This window comes from Pseudomonas sp. Ost2 (assembly GCF_018326065.1).
In the GTDB taxonomy this organism is placed as follows: domain Bacteria; phylum Pseudomonadota; class Gammaproteobacteria; order Pseudomonadales; family Pseudomonadaceae; genus Aquipseudomonas; species Aquipseudomonas gingeri.
On record NZ_AP021904.1, the window covers coordinates 5383045 to 5399240 of the forward strand.

The 16196-nt window shown below is 62.0% G+C and carries 16 protein-coding genes; all 16 read right to left on the reverse strand.

All coding sequences use genetic code 11. The annotated features are described in order from the left end of the window. Positions 1-67 precede the first annotated feature (67 nt). Positions 68-1774, reverse strand: a complete 1707-nt coding sequence (locus tag KI243_RS23565; protein WP_177088499.1) for a fused response regulator/phosphatase — start codon at positions 1772-1774, stop codon at positions 68-70. Positions 1775-1779: 5 nt separating this feature from the next. Then, positions 1780-2085 (reverse strand): STAS domain-containing protein, encoded by a 306-nt coding sequence (locus tag KI243_RS23570; RefSeq protein WP_042934623.1) that lies wholly within the window; start codon positions 2083-2085, stop codon positions 1780-1782. 88 nt (positions 2086-2173) lie between these two features. Then, positions 2174-2623, reverse strand: coding sequence for a flagellar export protein FliJ (gene fliJ / locus KI243_RS23575; RefSeq protein ID WP_017124423.1), 450 nt, complete (start codon positions 2621-2623; stop codon positions 2174-2176). A 6-nt stretch (positions 2624-2629) separates the two neighbouring features. Further along, positions 2630-3988, reverse strand: a complete 1359-nt coding sequence (gene fliI, locus KI243_RS23580) for a flagellar protein export ATPase FliI (protein ID WP_017124424.1) — start codon at positions 3986-3988, stop codon at positions 2630-2632. Continuing rightward, on the reverse strand, positions 3978-4760 hold the full coding sequence (fliH, locus tag KI243_RS23585) for a flagellar assembly protein FliH (protein ID WP_017124425.1): 783 nt from the start codon (positions 4758-4760) through the stop codon (positions 3978-3980). The genes fliI and fliH overlap by 11 nt, the downstream gene beginning before the upstream one ends. Positions 4761-4770: 10 nt before the next feature. After that, positions 4771-5790: a flagellar motor switch protein FliG gene (fliG, locus tag KI243_RS23590; RefSeq protein ID WP_017124426.1), complete on the reverse strand. Its 1020-nt coding sequence runs from the start codon at positions 5788-5790 to the stop codon at positions 4771-4773. Continuing rightward, the gene (gene fliF / locus KI243_RS23595) at positions 5783-7567 is read right to left on the reverse strand and encodes a flagellar basal-body MS-ring/collar protein FliF (RefSeq protein WP_017124427.1); all 1785 of its coding nucleotides are present in this window, start codon (positions 7565-7567) and stop codon (positions 5783-5785) included. The genes fliG and fliF overlap by 8 nt, the downstream gene beginning before the upstream one ends. Before the next feature lie 15 nt (positions 7568-7582). Further along, positions 7583-7912, reverse strand: coding sequence for a flagellar hook-basal body complex protein FliE (fliE, locus tag KI243_RS23600; RefSeq protein WP_042934624.1), 330 nt, complete (start codon positions 7910-7912; stop codon positions 7583-7585). Positions 7913-8046: 134 nt separating this feature from the next. Then, complete coding sequence (fleR, locus tag KI243_RS23605) at positions 8047-9438, reverse strand: sigma-54-dependent response regulator transcription factor FleR (protein WP_177116452.1); 1392 nt, start codon at positions 9436-9438, stop codon at positions 8047-8049. 8 nt (positions 9439-9446) lie between these two features. Beyond that, a complete protein-coding gene (locus KI243_RS23610; RefSeq protein ID WP_177088501.1) occupies positions 9447-10640 on the reverse strand; it encodes an ATP-binding protein in 1194 nt (397 codons plus the stop codon). A gap of 128 nt (positions 10641-10768) precedes the next feature. Beyond that, the gene (locus KI243_RS23615; protein WP_017124430.1) at positions 10769-12244 is read right to left on the reverse strand and encodes a sigma-54 dependent transcriptional regulator; all 1476 of its coding nucleotides are present in this window, start codon (positions 12242-12244) and stop codon (positions 10769-10771) included. A gap of 171 nt (positions 12245-12415) precedes the next feature. Further along, positions 12416-12712 (reverse strand): hypothetical protein, encoded by a 297-nt coding sequence (locus KI243_RS23620; protein ID WP_017124431.1) that lies wholly within the window; start codon positions 12710-12712, stop codon positions 12416-12418. A 13-nt stretch (positions 12713-12725) separates the two neighbouring features. After that, positions 12726-13121 (reverse strand): flagellar export chaperone FliS, encoded by a 396-nt coding sequence (gene fliS, locus KI243_RS23625; protein ID WP_042934626.1) that lies wholly within the window; start codon positions 13119-13121, stop codon positions 12726-12728. Between the two features lie 130 nt (positions 13122-13251). Next, a complete protein-coding gene (gene fliD / locus KI243_RS23630) occupies positions 13252-14724 on the reverse strand; it encodes a flagellar filament capping protein FliD (protein ID WP_017124433.1) in 1473 nt (490 codons plus the stop codon). A gap of 82 nt (positions 14725-14806) precedes the next feature. Continuing rightward, a complete protein-coding gene (locus KI243_RS23635) occupies positions 14807-15175 on the reverse strand; it encodes a flagellar protein FlaG (RefSeq protein WP_042934660.1) in 369 nt (122 codons plus the stop codon). 73 nt (positions 15176-15248) lie between these two features. Further along, positions 15249-16100 (reverse strand): flagellin domain-containing protein, encoded by an 852-nt coding sequence (locus tag KI243_RS23640; RefSeq protein WP_042934627.1) that lies wholly within the window; start codon positions 16098-16100, stop codon positions 15249-15251. Positions 16101-16196 lie beyond the last annotated feature (96 nt).

The window sequence follows — 16196 nt, forward strand, 5'->3', positions numbered from 1 at the left end:
ACATCGTAGTCAAGGTGCTTTTCCTGATTGCCGTCCACTCGTTCACTCCTTGATCAACACCTGCAAATTATGCCTGAGCCTCCCACGAAAACTCCACGTGGGCACGCCGGCCATCATTCGACCAACGGGCACAGTGACTGAGTTGCCGGACCAGGCCGACACCTCTTCCCGACAACCGATCGACCTCCAGCGGACGCGCCATGACCCGCTCGACGTCAAACCCGGCACCACTGTCCTCGACCTCGATGCACAACCGTCCGCCCTTCCCTTCCGGGACCACCTGCAGGCTCACGCGGACAAAACCTTCCTGCAAGTCGAGCAGACGCCGATTGCGTTGCTCATAGTATTGCGCAAATCCACGGACATCGCGCTTGAGGCTTGAATCCAGGCCCAGCACCCCGTGCTCCAGGGCATTGGAGTAGAGCTCGGCCAGCACGCTGTACAGCGCCCCGCTGTGGGCACGCAAGCCGTGTACCTCCATCAGCAGTTGCAGCAGATAAGGCAAGGGGTTGAAACGCCGTAGCGTCGCCGCGCGGAATTCGAAGTTCACCGACCAGTCCAGCGGACAGGATTCGCCGCTGTCGGAGTAGACCATGGTCGCCGGCAGCGCCCGCCCGGGCGCGGGCAGACTGATCTCGACCATGCTGATATCGTCACGCGCCTCGCCGCCGAACCGTGCCAGCGCCTGCTGGATCTCCTCGAACAAGCAATCCGGATCCCGATTGCTCTCGAAGACCTGATGCAGGCGCTCGACACCGAACAACTGCTCATCGCCATTACAGGTATCGATCACCCCGTCGGACAGCAGGAACACCCGGTCACCCGGGGCCATGGGGTAGACATCGATGTGGTCGTCGAACGCCTCGGCCCCCAATACCCCCAGTGGCAAGTGCCGCGCCACCAGGGGACGCCGCTCGCCCGAGGCGATATCGTGCAGGTAGCCGTCGGGCATACCGCCGTTCCAGACCTCGACCACCTGCCGCTGCGGACTCAGGCGCAGGAAGGTGGCGCAACAGAACATGTCCACCGGCAGGATGCGCTTGAGCTTGGCGTTCATCTCCCGCAGGGTTTCGGGCAGGCCGTAGCCCTTGGCGGTCATGCCGTAGAAGACTTCCGCCAACGGCATCGCACCGACGGCGGCGGGCAGGCCATGCCCGGTGAAATCGCCGAGCAGGATATGCATGTCCCCGCCCGGGGCATGGGCCGCCAGCAACAGGTCGCCGTTGAACAGCGCATAGGGTGATTGCAGGTAGCGGATATTCGGCGCCCGCAGGCATCCGGAATGCGCCACCTTGTCGAACACCGCCTTGGCTACCCGCTGCTCGTTGAGCAGGTAGTCGTGGTGCCGGGCGATCAGGTCGCGTTGCTGCAGCACCGTAGCCTGCAGGCGCCGCAGACGGTCCATCGCCTTGATCTTGGCACCGAGGATGACCTGGTTGTAGGGTTTCGCCAGAAAGTCGTCGCCGCCGGCGTCCAGGCAACGGACCAGGGCGTCGCTTTCGCTCAGGGAGGTGAGAAAGATGATCGGCACCAGCGAATCGCCGGCCAGCGCCTTGATTTGCCGCGCCGCCTCGAAGCCGTCCATCACCGGCATCAGGGCATCCATCAGGACCAGCTGGGGTCGCTGCGCCCTGAACACCTCGACCGCCTCGGCACCGTTGCTGGCAGTCAGGACTGCATGCCCCTGGCGCCGTACGATACTCGACAGCAGCAGCCGATCCGCCGCCCCGTCCTCGGCGATCAGCACCGTCAGCGACTCCTCGGCCGTTTGCATGATGCTCAAGTGATGTCGAAGAGCTTGTCGAAATTGGAAATGGCGAGGATCTTGCGCACATCCGTATTGCTGTTGATCACCCGGATATCGGCATCGTCGCCGCCGGCGTGGTCGCGCAGCAGCAGGAGCATGCCCAGGGCCGAACTGTCGAGATAGGTCGTCTCGACCAGGTCGACGATAACCGACTCGGGCGGGGTAGCGACCCGCTCGTAGGACTCGCGAAATTCCTGGTGCTTGCCGAAGTCAAAGCGCCCCTTGACCGAAATCGTCAACTTCCTGCCGTTGTCTGTTAATGCCGACTCTACAGCCATGATCCAGCTTCCTTGTCAGTGGCGATGTGTACAAGGTGTAGCACCCCGCTGACAGCAGGGCAACCGGGAGCGTCAAAATACCTGCGATTCAATAGGGACTCTGCCGCGGCAGGCGCTGGGACAGCTCATCCAGCAGTTTCTGTTCACGTTTGTCTTCCAGCTGGCGGGCCTCGTCGATGTAGCGCTGCACCAGCTTGCGCAAGCCCTCGACACGAGTATAGGCCTCTTGCCAGGCAACGCGCCCCTTGTCGAGGTTGTTCTGGTGCCAGGCCAGGCTTTGCCGCTGTTGGGCGACGGCGGTGTCGAGCTGGCTGAGAAACTGCTGGTAGCCCAGCAACCATTGGCTGGAGACGCCATGCCGGCCACGCTCGATCCACTGTTCCTGGTATTGCAGGCGAAAACCTTCGAGGTCGGCCAGCTTGCTTTGCGCCAGGCGTACCTGTCCCTGGAAATAACCCAGGCGCTGGACAGCGGTACGCTCGGTGCTTTCGGCCATCTCGACCACCGGCGCCAACCGCGCGGCACGACTCTGGGCCATGGCCGGTTAGCCGCCAGCCGCCGGCGCGAAGACCGTCGACAGATGCGCTTCGCTCTCGCCCAGGCTGACATTGTCGTTCAGCCCCTGGCGCAGGTACTGGACCATCGCCGGTTGCAGGGCGATCGCCGTGTCGGTCTCGCGATCGCCACCGGCCACATAGGCGCCGACGCTGATCAGGTCGCGGCTCTGCTGGTAGCGTGACCAGAGCTGCTTGAAATACTGCGCACGCTTCATGTGCTCCGGACTGACCACCGCCGGCATCACCCGGCTGATGGACGCTTCGATATCGATCGCCGGGTAGTGACCTTCCTCGGCCAGGCGCCGGGACAATACGATATGCCCGTCGAGCACGCCCCGCGCCGAGTCGGCAATCGGGTCCTGCTGGTCGTCGCCTTCGGACAACACGGTATAGAACGCGGTGATCGAACCGCCGCCGGCCTCGGCATTCCCCGCGCGCTCCACCAGCTTCGGCAGTTTGGCGAACACCGAGGGCGGATAGCCCTTGGTCGCCGGCGGCTCGCCGATGGCCAGGGCGATTTCCCGCTGGGCCTGGGCAAAACGGGTCAGTGAATCCATGAGCAACAGGACATTCTTGCCCTTGTCGCGAAAATACTCGGCGATCCGCGTGCAATACATGGCCGCCCGCAGGCGCATCAGCGGCGCATCGTCGGCAGGCGATGCGACCACCACCGAACGCTTGAGCCCCTCCTCGCCGAGGATGTGCTCGATGAACTCCTTCACTTCCCGGCCCCGCTCACCGATCAACCCGACCACGATGATGTCGGCCTCGGTAAAGCGGGTCATCATGCCCAGCAGCACACTCTTGCCGACGCCGGTACCGGCGAACAGGCCAAGACGCTGCCCGCGGCCCACTGTCAATAATCCGTTGATACTGCGGATGCCCACGTCCAGCGGCTGGTGGATCGGGTCACGATTGAGCGGGTTGATGGTCGGCCCGTCCATCGGCACCCAGTCCTCGGCCTTCATCCCGCCCTTGCCGTCCAGCGCCCGACCGGCACCATCCAGCACCCGCCCGAGCATGCTCATGCCCATCGGCAGGCGCCCGGTATCGGCCAGCGGCACGACCCTGGCGCCCGGGGCGATACCGGCCACGCTGCCCACCGGCATCAGGAACACCTTGCTGCCGGAGAAGCCCATGACTTCGGCTTCGACCTGCACCGGGTGATAGCTGTCGTCGTTGATCACCAGGCAGCGGGCGCCCATGGCGGCCCGCAGGCCTTCGGCCTCGAGGGTCAGGCCGACCATGCGCAGCAGGCGGCCTTCGAGAATCGGCTGGCCCGGCAGGTTGATGGCATCGGCGTAAGTACCAAGACGCTTGCCGAAGCTGGTTCGCTCAAGGCGCATCGGACAGGTCCGGGGCGCTGTTCGGGGCATGGGGCTCACCCAACTCGAGCGTCAGGTCGGGCTGGGCCGGATGCAGGGATTGTTCGTGCAACTGGTCGAACAACTGGGCCAGCGCCTGCTCGATACGGGTCTCGACGCTGGCGTCGATCCGGCTGTGCTCGGTTTCGACCCGGCAACCGCCGGGCAGCAGGGCCTCGTCCTCGACAATGCGCCAGGTCGCCTCGTGGCGCTCGCGCAAGGCCTTGACCTGTTCGAAGTCCTGGGGATTGATGTACAGCCGCACGTTCTCGGCGCCCAGCGGCAACAACTTCAGGGTTTCCCGCAGGACATGCTCGATCTGGCTGGAGTCGGTCTTGAGTTCACGCTGGATGACCTGGCGAGCGATATGCCCGACCAGGCCCACCAGGCTCTTCTCGATCTGCTGGTCCTGTTCGGCGATGGGCGCGAACAGATTGCCCATCAGGGCCTCCAGGTTGACCAGCTTGGCGCTCAGGGCGACCTCGGCTTCCTGGCGAACCCTGATCTGGGTGCTGTGGAAACCTTCCCGCTCGCCCACCGCGAAACCTTCGTTGTAGGCTTCCTGGCGAATGCTTTCGAGCTCTTCGAGGGTCAGCGGCTGGACTTCCTCCAGCGGCACTTCCTCCATCTCGGCCGGCGGCTCTTCCACCGGCTCCGGTTCAGGCTCTTCGACATGCGGGTCGAAGCTGGGCAACGACCACAGGTCGAAGCCGCTCACGTCCCGCGCGCGGATCAGGTCGGTTGGATCAGTCATGGCTTGATCCTTAGATCATCTCTTCGCCGCCCTTGCCACCGAGCACGATTTCTCCGGCTTCGGCCATACGGCGGGCGATGGTGAGGATTTCCTTCTGGGCGGTTTCGACGTCGCTGACGCGCACCGGTCCCTTGGCCTCGAGGTCGTCGCGCAGCAGTTCGGCCGCACGCTTGGACATGTTCTTGAAGATCTTTTCCTTGACGCCCTCGTCCGAGCCCTTGAGGGCAAGTACCAGCACGTCGGAAGAAACTTCGCGCAACAGCGCCTGGATACCGCGGTCGTCGACATCCGACAGGTTGTTGAAGACGAACATCAGGTCTTCGATCTGCGTCGACAGGTCCTCGTCCACTTCGCGGATCGAGTCCATCAACTGGCCTTCGATCGAGCTGTCGAGGAAGTTCATGATATCCGCCGCACGCTTGATACCGCCCAGGGTGGTGCGGGCAGCGTTGGAGTTGCCGGAGAACTGCTTCTCGAGAATCTGGTTGAGTTCCTTGAGGGCCGCCGGCTGTACCGTGTTCAGCGACGAGACGCGCAGGATGATGTCCAGGCGCACCTTGTGATCGAAGTTGTTCAGCACCTCGCCGGCCTGGTCGGGATCGAGGTAGGCCACGACGATGGCCTGGATCTGCGGGTGCTCGTAGCGGATCACGTCTGCCACGGCGCGCGGTTCCATCCACTTGAGACTGTCCAGGCCGCTGGTGTTGCCACCGAGCAGGATGCGGTCGATCAGGCCGTTGGCCTTGTCCTCGCCGAGGGCCTGGGTGAGCATCTTGCGGACATAGTCGTCGGAGCCGACGCCCAGGCTGGTCTGGTCGCCGACGATCTCGACGAACTCGCTCATGACCTGCTCGACCTGCTCGCGATGCACGTTGCGCATCTGCGCCATGGCCACGCCGACCCGCTGGACCTCCTTGGGCCCCATGTGGCGCAGCACCTGTGCAGCATCGGTGGAACCCAGCGACAGCAGCAAGATCGCGGCTTTATCGACCCGGGTCAGCTTCTGGGTGACGGCGGCGTTATTACTCATCGGCGTTAATCCACTCTTTGACGACCTGTGCCACACGGCCCGGATCTTCGGCTACCAGACTCTTGATGGCGTTCAGTTGAGCGTCATAGCCTTCGCTCGGGCTTGGCAGGAGGATGCTTTGCGGACCGCCGAGGCTCACGCGATCGTTGGCCAGTTCGCCATCCAGACCGCCCATGCCACCGAGTTCGACATCGCTGCCCAGGCCCGCCAGCTGCTTCTTGCCACCGCCGGTGATGTTGTTGAGCACCGGACGCAGCACACCGAATACCAGCACCAGGATGAACAGCACGCCCAGTACCTGTTTGACCACATCCCAGAACCAGGGTTGCGAGTAGAACGGGATATCGGCGATCACTTCCCCGCGCTCGGCGGAGAATGGCACGTTGATTACACTGACGCTGTCGCCGCGGCTGGCGTCGAAACCGACGGCATCCTGGACCAGGCGGGTAAAGCGCGCCAATTCGTCGGCGCTCCATGGCGCACGGGTGGTTTCACCGTTGGCGGCGTTGACCTTGACCTGATCGTCGACCACCACGGCCACCGACAGGCGGGTCAGGCGACCCTGCTGCTGCTTGGTGTGGCTGATGGAGCGGTCCAGCTCGAAGTTCTTGGTGGATTGTTGACGCTTGTCCGCCGGATACGGCGCCAGCATCGGCTGGCCGGTGGCCGGGTCCATGATCTGCTGGCCGTTGGCATCGAGCAGCGGCTGGCCGGGTTGCACAGGCCCCGAAGACGCGGTGGCGCCACCGGTGGTCTGCGGTGCCGAGGCCGGTGCCGGAGGCTGGTTGCTCAACGCCCCGGGAACCCCTTGCGGACCGTTGCTGGCAGTACGTTGTTCGGTGGTCGACTGCTCGCTGCGCAGCGCCGGCTGATCCGGGTTGAACTGTTCGGAGGTCGACTCGACCGCGCTGAAGTCCACATCGGCGGACACTTCAGCCTTGTAGCGATCGTTACCGAGGATCGGCTGCAGGATATTGTGCACGCGCTGGGTCAGCATGCTTTCCATGCGACGGCTGTAGTCGAACTGCTTGCCGGCCATGGTCAATTCGGAGTTTTGCGCCTGGTCGGAGAGCAGGTTGCCCTTCTGGTCGACCACGGTGATCTGCGACTTGCTCAACTCGGGAACACTGGTCGCCACGAGGTTGATGATCGCCACCACCTGGCCCGGCTCCAGGGAACGCCCGGAATACAGCTCGACCAGTACCGAAGCGCTCGGCTTGCGTTCGTCACGGACGAATACCGAACTCTTCGGAATCGCCAGGTGCACACGCGCACCCTTGACATTGTTCAGGCTGGAAATGGTCCGCGCCAGTTCACCTTCAAGGCCGCGACGGTAACGGGTCGCCTCCATGAACTGGCTGGTACCCAGGCCCTGGTCCTTGTCGAGGATCTCGAAACCGATATTGCCATCGGTGGGCGTCACACCGGCCGCGGCCAGTTTCAGGCGGGCACGGGACACGTCGTCTGCCTTGACCAGCAACGCACCGGAATTCGGTTCGACGGTGTAGGGAATATCCGCAGCCGCCAGGGTTTCCATGACCTGCTTGGCGTCCATACCGGCCAGGCTGCCGTACAGCGGCCGGTAGTCGGGTTGCTGGGACCACAACACCACGGCAAAGCCAATCGCCACGCTCGCGGCCAGGCCGACCATCAGGCCGACCTGACGCAGCATGGTCATTTCGGAAAGGTTTTCCAGAAAGGACAAACCAAACAGCGGCGGTTTGCCGTCTGTCGAACCGGCCTTGGCCGGTACGTTATCGGCGACTGCTTCAGCCATGACTCAATCTCGTCCTTAAACCGGCATCTGCATGATGTCTTGATACGCCTGGACCAACTTGTTGCGCACCTGGGTCAGGGCCTGGAACGAGACGCTGGCTTTCTGCGAAGAAATCATCACGTCCGTCAGGTCCACGCCGGTCTTGCCGATCTCGAAGGCGTTCGCCAACTGGCCAGCGGCCTGCTGGGTGTCGTTGACCTTGCCGACGGCCTTGCCGAGCAGATCGGCAAAGCTGCTACCGCCCATTTCAGGCGCCGCCACAGCCGACTTCGGTTGAGCCATGGCGTCCATCTGCATGGAACGCATGTCCAACATCAATCGATTAAATTCAATACCCTGGCTCATGGACTACTCTCTCCGGCGACCTGCAATTTTTTGACACTCGTGCAGCGGTTAATGAGGTGTTAGCAACAAGGGTGCCAGCTCCTTGTCGCCTCTGAACAAAAACCGATACACGACCGTAAAGCCGATAAATCGACTCAACTGGCGAATAAATAAGCCTCGACGTCCATGCCGGCATCGCGCATCTGCGCCAGTTTGTAGCGCAGCGTACGCGGGCTGATACCCAGGCGTTCCGCCGCTTCCTTGCGACGCCCGCGCTCGGCGCGCAGGGTGTCGATGATCATCTGGAACTCGCGCCGACGCAGGTCGTCGCCCAGGGCCCCGGCGGACTCGGCAGGCGCCACTTCGCTGGCAACCGTCTCGACCAGTGGCGCGCGCATGACCGGCAAGGGTGCACAACCGAGCGGCCCGGCCAGACAGAAATCCTCGGCCTGGATCAGTCCGCCCTGCTGCAAAATCAACGCACGCTGGATCGCATTGTCGAGTTCGCGGACATTGCCCGGCCAGGCGTACCCGATCAGGCAAGCCTGGGCCTGGGGCGACAATCTAACGGCGGCATGCTTCATTTTTGCGCTGTGCTTGGCCAGCAGGCGCTCGGCCAGCGGCAGGATATCGGCGGTGCGCTCGCGCAACGGACGCCAGGCCAGCGGAAACACCGACAGCCGGTAATAGAGATCTTCACGGAAGCGCCCCGCCGCCACTTCGCCGGCCAGATCACGGTTGGTGGTGGCCACCACGCGGATATCCAGGGTGATCGGCTTGCGCGCGCCCACCCGCTCGACTTCACGTTCCTGCAGCACCCGCAGCAGCTTGGCTTGCAGGCCGAGGGGCATTTCGGAAATCTCGTCAAGCAGGATCGTCCCGCCGTCGGCCTGCTCGAACTTGCCCGCCTGGGCGGCGATGGCACCGGTAAACGAGCCCTTCTCATGCCCGAACAGGGTCGCCTCGAGCATATTGTCGGGGATCGCCGCACAGTTGATCGCGACGAACGGCTGGTCGGCACGATGGGATTGCTGGTGGATATAGCGCGCCAGCACTTCCTTGCCGGTCCCCGACTCCCCGGAGATCAGCACGGTCGAATCACTGCGCGCTACCCGCGCCGCCAGTTCCAGCAATTGCGCACTGGCCGGCTCGGCCGCAATCGGCCCTTCGCTCTCCACCGCGCCCAGCCGCCCCAGCGCATGGCGCGCCACCAGGTCGAGCAACGCCTTGGGCTCGAAGGGCTTGACCAGATAATCGGCGGCGCCCTGGCGCATGGCTTCCACCGCCCGCTCGACCGCGCCGTGCGCCGTCATCAGCAGCACCGGCAGCAGTGGCTGGCGCGCACGCAGCAAACCAAGCAACTGGTGCCCGTCCATGCCTGGCATATTCACATCGCTGACCACCAGGCTGAACGATTCCTGCGCCACCGCCTCCAGCGCCTCCTCGGCACAGGCCACCGCACGGAACTCATAGCCGGCCAGCAGCAGGGTGTCCGCCAGCGCTTCGCGCAGCGCCCGATCATCCTCGACCAACAGGACCTTGATCATCCCGATCATCATTGTGTCTCCATGGCGCCGGGAATCAGCGGCAGGCACAACATCGCGCAGGTGCCACGCCCCAGCCGTGAACGTAATTGCATGTCACCCTGGTGCGCCCGGGCAACGGCCTTGACCACGGTCAGGCCGAGGCCGGTACCGGTGGTCTTGGTGGTAAAGAAGGGTTCGCCCAGGCGCGCCAGCACTTCGGGTTCGATCCCGCTGCCATTGTCGCTGACACTCAGGCGCAAGGTATTGCCGCGGCTGTACAGGTGCACCTTGAGGCGCACGTCGCGGCCGCTGGCCTGCATGGCATTTTCAATCAGGTTGAGCAGCGCCCCGACCAGGGTATCGCGATTGCACAGCAGCTCGCCGTCATGGCTGTCGCACTGCCAGCGGATCGCCACACCCTGCACATGGGTCTGCGCGGCAGCCTGCAAGGCCTGCAGCAACACCTTGGGCGCCAGTCGATCGGTCAGCGGCAACTCGCCACGGGCAAACACCAGCATGTCGCGAACCTGATGCTCAAGCTCATGCAGGCGCTCTTTCAGGCGTCCGGCGAAACGTTGCTGGGTCTCCACCGGCAAGGCCTGTTCGGTGAGATGGCTGGCGTACAGCAGGGCCGCCGACAGCGGGGTGCGAATCTGATGCGCGAGGGAAGCGACCATCCGCCCCAGGGACGACAGCCGCTCATGACGAGCCAGCTGATCCTGGAGGCGACGGGTTTCAGTCAGGTCATTGAGCAGCACCAGTTGCCCCGGTTCGCCTTCCAGCGAACGCGTGGCAATCGACAGCCGTCGACCGTCCTTGAGGGAGATTTCATGACCGTCGTCTTCACGAGGAGCAAAGCAGCGGGCGATCACCTGGCGCCACAACTCACCTTCCAGCGGCGAACCCAGCAGCTCACGGGCGGCGGGGTTAGCCTCGCTGACAAAACCATGGGAGTCGATCACGATCACGCCGCCCGGCAGCAGGTCGAGCAGGTTCTGCAGGCGATTGGCCAAGCGTTCCTTTTCCGCCAGCTCGGTCATGCGCTGGGCACTGACCACGGCCAGCTCGCCCTTGAGCTCGGTGACCCGCGCCTCGAGCATGCTGTAGGAATCGGTGAGTTGCGTCGACATCTGGTTGAACAGGTTGAAGGCCTGCTCAAGACCCAGCCGGCTTGCCTGCTCTACGGACGACGGTTGCCCCGGGACTTCAGGGACAGGAGACATCTGGGCGGCTTGGGGCATCGTGCTCTCTCGCTTGACTGACCGTCATTTAAACGGAACGTTGCGAGAGACTTAGCAATACCCGTGCCTAAAAAAAACCGCCCGGTTTTCAGTGACTTGAAAAACAGGCGTCAATCATCCGCCTGTTCATCACCTTCACGACGGCTCATGCCGTACTTGCGCATCTTCTCCACCAGGGTGGTGCGACGGATACGCAGGCGTTCGGCGGCCCGTGCAACGATGCCGTTGGCATCGTCCAGCGCCTGCTGGATCAGACCCTGCTCCAGGCCCCCGAGGTAGTCCTTGAGGTCCAGGCCTTCGGGCGGCAGCATCGCCGAAGTACTGAAGTCCGGCGTATGGCCGTTGATCGCCACGCGCTCTTCCAGGTCGCTGCGCAGGCTGTCGACCATCTGCTCGTCTTCATCGTCGACGTAGCGGAATTTCTTCGGCAACTCGACCACGCCGATCACCCCGTACGGATGCATGATCGCCATGCGCTCCACCAGGTTGGCCAGTTCGCGAACGTTACCCGGCCAGCCATGACGGCACAGGGACATGATCGCCGCCGAGTTGAAACGGATCGAACCGCGCTTTTCGTGCTCCATGCGCGAGATCAATTCGTTCATCAGCAACGGGATATCTTCGACCCGCTCGCGCAGCGGCGCCATTTCGATCGGGAAGACGTTCAGGCGGTAGTAGAGGTCTTCACGGAAGCTGCCGACCTCGATCATGCTTTCGAGGTTCTTGTGGGTCGCGGCGATGATGCGCACGTCAACGCTCTGGGTCTTGTTGCTGCCCACGCGTTCGAAGGTGCGCTCCTGCAACACGCGCAACAGCTTGACCTGCATCGGCAACGGCATGTCGCCGATTTCGTCGAGGAACAGGGTACCGCCGTTGGCCAGCTCGAAACGTCCGGCACGGCTGGTGATGGCACCGGTAAAGGCACCTTTCTCATGGCCGAACAGCTCGCTTTCCAGCAGTTCCGCGGGGATCGCCCCGCAGTTGACCGGGACAAACGGCGCGTCACGGCGCTTGGAGTGATAGTGCAGGTTGCGCGCCACCACCTCCTTGCCGGTGCCGGACTCGCCCAGGATCAGCACGCTGGCGTCGGTATCGGCCACCTGCTGCATCATCTGGCGGACGTGCTGGATGGCGCGACTGGTGCCGACCAGGCTGCGGAACAGGTTCGGTTCGCGCTGACGACCACGCTCACGCGCCTGGTCATACATCTCGCGATAGACCTGGGCACGGTGCAGGGAGTCGAGCAACTTGCTGTAGCTGGGCGGCATTTCCAGGCTGGAAAGCACCCGGCGACGCAGGTCCTCGGGAAGGTCGGTGGAAGTATTTTCACCCAAAAGCAGAACCGGAAGGAACTCATCCCAGGTTCCGAGTGTCTTTAACAAGCCCGATAGCCCCGACGGCGCATTGACTGTCCCGATCAGGACACAAAGCACCTCGCGGCTGGAAGCCAAAGAGTCGACCGCCTGCTGCCAGTCAAGGCTGGCGCAGGACAGATTTTCTTCGCCGAGAAAATTTAAAATCACCGCCAGGTCGCGGCGGCGAACGCTATCGTCATCGATCAGCAGAATTTTGGTTTCACGCCACATGCAATAGCAACTTCCCTAGTCAACTCGATGCCCGGGATGGGTGGGCAAGCTAGACGCCCGAGGTGGGATATCACCTTCAAAGACGACTTAAACCTGAAAAACAGCACTAGTTAAGTCAAAAATTCGTACGCAGTCAAATTTATGGCGCAATACGCTTCGATTAACCCTGCGTTAACCGAACAGATGGTAAACCTTTGCCGCGTTCTGCGCTTGCTGGATCTGTTGCATCTCGTCGACTATCGCCTGTCTTTCCGCCATCGCCGTTTCCAGCAACTCGCGATAGACATGCAGCAGCTCTTCCAGGCTGCTGCGCAGGGCATCTTCATCCAGTGAAGCCTCGTTGAGCACGTCTTCCATGCAGGCACGACAGGCCAGGTCCAACTGGGCAATGCTCCCCCAGTCGCGCTCGGCCAAGGCCCTGACAAGGGCTTCGCGGGTATCCTGGATACGCTGCAGTACGAGGTTCATGAAGATGGACTCCTTAAAACTGTGGACCCGGGGTACCGATGGCGTCCCAGCCTTCTTTGACCGTGCTGAGCAGGCCTGAGACTTCATCGAGGATCTTCGGATCGGACGTGATATTGGCCTCGGCCAGGCGCTTCATCATGTAGGTGTAGAGGCTGTCCAGGTCAGCGAGCGCATCCGCCTGCTTTTCCAGGTCCAGGCCTTCGCGCAAGCCGCCGACAATGCCGATGGCCTTGCCGATCGCCACGCCCTTGGCGGGAATATCCTTGCGCTCTATGGCGCCCTTGGCCTGCGCGATGCGGTCCAGGCCACCTTCCATCAGCATTTGTACCAGGCGATGAGGACTGGCCTCGGAAGTCTGTGCTTGAGCACCCACCTTCTGATATTGCCGAAGGGCTAGCATCGGGTTCATGTTCTACCTCGTCACAACTCAAGAGTTCGTATACCCAGTGTATCGCCTTTGAGTCAAAAAACTTTAACCCAAAAGGCAAAAACCCGGCGCGCGGTAAAGCGTAGCCGGGTTTTTGGCGTCAGCCCAGGAACTAGCTGGACTTCTGCGCGTTCAGGGAGCTGAAGAACGAGGTGATACTGTTCGCCGTCGCCTTCATTTGCCCGACCAGCAGGTCCATCGCGTTGTACTTGGCGGTCAGGGTTGTCGTCAGGCTCTTGACCCGCGCATCCAGCGCCGATTGCTGGCTCAACAGGCTCTTGGCCGTGCTCTGATAGCTGGTGTTGCGCTGATCGAGCATGCCGCCCAGGCGCAAACCGGTGGAGAGCGGCGTGCCCAGATACGGGTTGAGCGTATTGCTCAGACGCGACAACAGGCCGTTGCTGGAGTTGGTGCCGTTGAACAGTTGCTGTACCTGCCCGCTCATGCCGTTGGTGGCCATGGCCTTGTTGAAGGCGGCAGTATCCAGGGCCAGGTTGCCGGAGTTACTGGCGTCATTACCCGCCACCGTCAACACCCCCAACTGCGACAGCACAGCCAGCGGACCACCCGCGCCCACCGCAGTGAGCTGACTACGGATATCGGAAATCAGCGCGCGCGGCATGGAGTCGCCGGTGAAGGCTGCCGCTACAGTCAGGTTGCCATCGGCATCCGCGGTCGCCTTGGACAGGCTGTTGATGGTGTTCATCAGGGTGTTGTAGGAGTCAATGAACGACTGGATCGACGTCTGTAATCCCGAGGTATTGGTCGTCACGCTCACGTTCGAGGTTCCCGGAGGCGTGCCTGCGTCAGCCGAGACCAGATTCATCGTAATGCCGCTGATCGCACCGGTAACCGTGTTGCTCTTGCTGGAAACGGCCAGGCCGTCGACAGTCAGGTTTGCATTCTTGGCAATCCCGTTGACCGCCCCGGAACTCGAGGCCGAGGGGTTCGCCCCCATCTCCTGGGTACCATCGATTTCCAGCCCGGCGATGCCGCTGACCGTCAAGTCGGAGCCCGCGCCCGTCTTGTTCGAGCTGATGACCAGGCGCGACGAACCCGAGCTGTCGGTCACGATGTTGGCCGAGATACCGTTGGTGCCCTGGGCCGAGTTGATCGCGTCCCGGGTGCTCTGCAACGTGGCATTGGCCGGAATCGTGACATTGTAATCAGTGCCATTTTGACTGATTTTCAGGGTACCACTCGGAATGGCACTGGACGCACCGCCGGCAAAAGAAGCACTGGCTACTTTCGAACTGGTGGCCAGGTTCTTGACGACAACGGTGTAGTTACCCGCGACCGCCGTATTATCGGAAGTGACCGTCATCACCGACGAAGCACTGGATGTCGCCGCATACCCCGCGAATGCCGGGGTCGTCGTGCTACTCAGCGTAGTGAGCGTTGCCTGGAATGCGGACAGCGCACTCTTCAGGGACGCGATGCCGGAAATCTTCAGCGTGTTGGTTTTTGTCGCGCTATCGATCTGCGTCTGCTTGGCCGATTTGTCGGCGTTCACCAGAGCGGTCACGATCGAACCGATGTCCAGGCCGGAACCCAGGCCCGTACCCGGTAAAATTGGACTTGCCATTTGCCTCTCCCATCAGGTTGCTGCCAGTCTTTTGGCCTTTACCAGCACCCAAAGAACGTACAAACACTATTCATGCCAGCTATCAGACTTTGGCGTCGAACAACACATGACTGGCATTGCTGAGGCTGTCTGCCAGTTTGAGCGCTTCCGCGGAGGGGATCTGTCGAACAACCTCACCCGTTTCGCTTGCAATCACCTTGACGATGACCTTTCCAGAGTGCTCGTCGATGGAGAACTCCAGATTGCGCTTGATCGACTGTACGAACTTCTCGATCTCCTGCACCGCCAATTTCAGCTTGTCACCATCCGAGCCCTGGCTTTTGTCTGCCGCGGGATCAGCGACACTGGCGACTTGAGGAGCAGCTTGAGGCGCCTCTGGCGGTTTATCGGTCACAGTGGTCGCTGGCTTGGGAGCCGGATAAGACAAGTTAAGCTTTACGCTCATGTCCATGTCCATCACCTCCTAACGTAAAAAAGCGAGAGAGCGCGACCAGCACACTCCCCCGCCGAAACTCATTCCGAAATTACTGAAGCAGCTTCAGTACAGCGGAAGGCAGTTGGTTAGCCTGGGCCAGAACAGAGGTGGAAGCCTGTTGCAGGGTCTGCTGCTTGGTCAGGTTAGCAGTTTCTGCGGCGAAGTCGGTGTCTTGTACGCGACCTTGTGCAGCAGTGGTGTTTTCGTTGATGTTCTGCAAGTTCTGGATGGTGCTGGTCAGACGGTTCTGCGAAGCACCGAGGCTGGCACGGGTAGCACCGATGGCAGCGATTGCAGCGTCGATCGCGGTGATCGCGTTGTCGATGTTCGAAGCGGCGGCGGCGGAGGTCGCACCGGTCAGAACTACAGTACCGCTACCTACCGACAGGCTGGCGGCGTCGAACTTGGAGCTCAGTACCAGGTCGATGTGGTTGGCCGAACCGGTGTTGGCGCCGACTTGCAGGGTCACAGTACCAGCCGAGCCGTCCAGCAGGTTCTTGCCGTTCAGGTTGGTGGCAGCCGAGATACGAGTCAATTCGTCAGACATCTGAGCGAATTCAGCGTTGGTAGCGGTCTGGTCAGCAGTACCGTTGGTACCGTTACGTGCTTTAACAGCCAGTTCACGCATACGCTGCAGGATGTCGGTCGAAGCTTGCAGAGCGCCTTCAGCGGTCTGGGCTACGGAGATACCGTCGTTGGCGTTCTGGATGGCCTGGGTGTTACCGCGGATCTGGGCACCCATACGGTTGGAGATCTGCAGGCCGGCGGCGTCGTCTTTGGCGCTGTTGATTTTCAGGCCGGAAGACAGGCGCTGCATGGAGGTAGACAGGGCATCGGAAGCGCGGTTCAGGTTCTTCTGAACGTTCAACGACGTGGTGTTGGTGTTTACTGTTAAAGCCATGACGAAATCCTCGTTGGTTGGGTACTGCGGCTTCCGGCCCTGGCAACCGCCGGGTGTGGCCTAGAGAACCTTCGTAATAGTTATCGTCGGGATAGC

Bases quoted from the DNA above. Each gene is read 5' to 3' on its own strand.
- KI243_RS23565 (WP_177088499.1), bottom strand. From the start codon at position 1,774: ATGCAAACGGCCGAGGAGTCGCTGACGGTGCTGATCGCCGAGGACGGG.
- KI243_RS23570 (WP_042934623.1), bottom strand. From the start codon at position 2,085: ATGGCTGTAGAGTCGGCATTAACAGACAACGGCAGGAAGTTGACGATT.
- fliJ (WP_017124423.1), bottom strand. From the start codon at position 2,623: ATGGCCCAGAGTCGTGCCGCGCGGTTGGCGCCGGTGGTCGAGATGGCC.
- fliI (WP_017124424.1), bottom strand. From the start codon at position 3,988: ATGCGCCTTGAGCGAACCAGCTTCGGCAAGCGTCTTGGTACTTACGCC.
- fliH (WP_017124425.1), bottom strand. From the start codon at position 4,760: ATGACTGATCCAACCGACCTGATCCGCGCGCGGGACGTGAGCGGCTTC.
- fliG (WP_017124426.1), bottom strand. From the start codon at position 5,790: ATGAGTAATAACGCCGCCGTCACCCAGAAGCTGACCCGGGTCGATAAA.
- fliF (WP_017124427.1), bottom strand. From the start codon at position 7,567: ATGGCTGAAGCAGTCGCCGATAACGTACCGGCCAAGGCCGGTTCGACA.
- fliE (WP_042934624.1), bottom strand. From the start codon at position 7,912: ATGAGCCAGGGTATTGAATTTAATCGATTGATGTTGGACATGCGTTCC.
- fleR (WP_177116452.1), bottom strand. From the start codon at position 9,438: ATGATCAAGGTCCTGTTGGTCGAGGATGATCGGGCGCTGCGCGAAGCG.
- KI243_RS23610 (WP_177088501.1), bottom strand. From the start codon at position 10,640: ATGTCTCCTGTCCCTGAAGTCCCGGGGCAACCGTCGTCCGTAGAGCAG.
- KI243_RS23615 (WP_017124430.1), bottom strand. From the start codon at position 12,244: ATGTGGCGTGAAACCAAAATTCTGCTGATCGATGACGATAGCGTTCGC.
- KI243_RS23620 (WP_017124431.1), bottom strand. From the start codon at position 12,712: ATGAACCTCGTACTGCAGCGTATCCAGGATACCCGCGAAGCCCTTGTC.
- fliS (WP_042934626.1), bottom strand. From the start codon at position 13,121: ATGAACCCGATGCTAGCCCTTCGGCAATATCAGAAGGTGGGTGCTCAA.
- fliD (WP_017124433.1), bottom strand. From the start codon at position 14,724: ATGGCAAGTCCAATTTTACCGGGTACGGGCCTGGGTTCCGGCCTGGAC.
- KI243_RS23635 (WP_042934660.1), bottom strand. From the start codon at position 15,175: ATGGACATGAGCGTAAAGCTTAACTTGTCTTATCCGGCTCCCAAGCCA.
- KI243_RS23640 (WP_042934627.1), bottom strand. From the start codon at position 16,100: ATGGCTTTAACAGTAAACACCAACACCACGTCGTTGAACGTTCAGAAG.